The sequence below is a fragment of the Vibrio sp. 704 genome (assembly GCF_033339295.1).
This window is the reverse complement of sequence record NZ_JAWOUH010000207.1, coordinates 1-892: the sequence shown is the minus strand read 5'-3', so window position 1 is coordinate 892 and position 892 is coordinate 1. Positions and strand designations below refer to the sequence as shown.

General features: G+C 40.2%; 2 pseudogenes. Both read left to right on the top strand.

The features are described from left to right. A pseudogene (locus tag R7R24_RS25495) lies at positions 1-236 on the top strand (alanyl-tRNA editing protein); the annotation flags it as partial. Positions 237-529: 293 nt separating this feature from the next. Then, positions 530-754, top strand: a pseudogene (locus tag R7R24_RS25490) (zinc ribbon domain-containing protein). The last annotated feature ends 138 nt before the right edge of the window (positions 755-892 follow it).

Genomic DNA, 892 nt, shown 5'->3' with positions numbered 1-892 from the left:
TGAAGCTTTGGCTGGAAAGAGACGCGGCGATCATTATGGACTGCCATGGTGACAACTTGACCGATTCGCGTTATTGGAAATGTGACTTGGGAGAGGGAGAATTGGCCGTGATCCCTTGTGGAGGAACGCACGCAGAGCATTTGAGTGACTTTGGCTCGATACACGTCAAGTTGGTCGAAATGGATTCACAAACGATTGAAATGCACACCGATGTAATAGCTTGCTTTTTCAATTAGATCTTTTTATTAAATTCTGTTTTTTCTTTTTTTGAATTTAATTTTGGTATTTTATGCTTCTTTAAATTGGAATGCAGAATATGTAACTTATGCTTTCGGTGTGTGGTTATATAAATATTCTTTTAGGGGGTGATCGCTGATCAAATGGTAAATATCCGATGATCAGAATAAGATCTTTCTCAAAGTAAGCTTCTCGTGAAGTAAACCCATTACCTTGCATATGGTGATATACATCAAGGTTAGCGGTTAGAAAATGTGAATACTGGAGCGAGTGAAACAGTAAGGTGAGAGATATGCAACAGAACAAATGTCCAGATTGCGAAGTAGAACTAGAATGGACTGGTCAATATCATTGTGGCCAATGTGAATCCGATTTCAAAAAAGTAGGTTTTTGCCCGGACTGTGGTGCTGAGTTATAAAAGCTTCAGGCTTGTGGGGCTGCCAATTATTTCTGCAATACCTGTAATGAACTCAAATCCAAATCTCGTGTGCGATTTGAGTTTCAGAAAATCAGCTGACTAAGCTCATTTTAAAGTCGGCTAACTAACGGTAGAGTGAATCTCACCATTAGCCAAACGGGTGACTAAAAGGTCGCCCGTTTTTACATCATCTGCGCTTGTAACGACCTTACCTTGATCCGTTTGCGTGATGGAGTA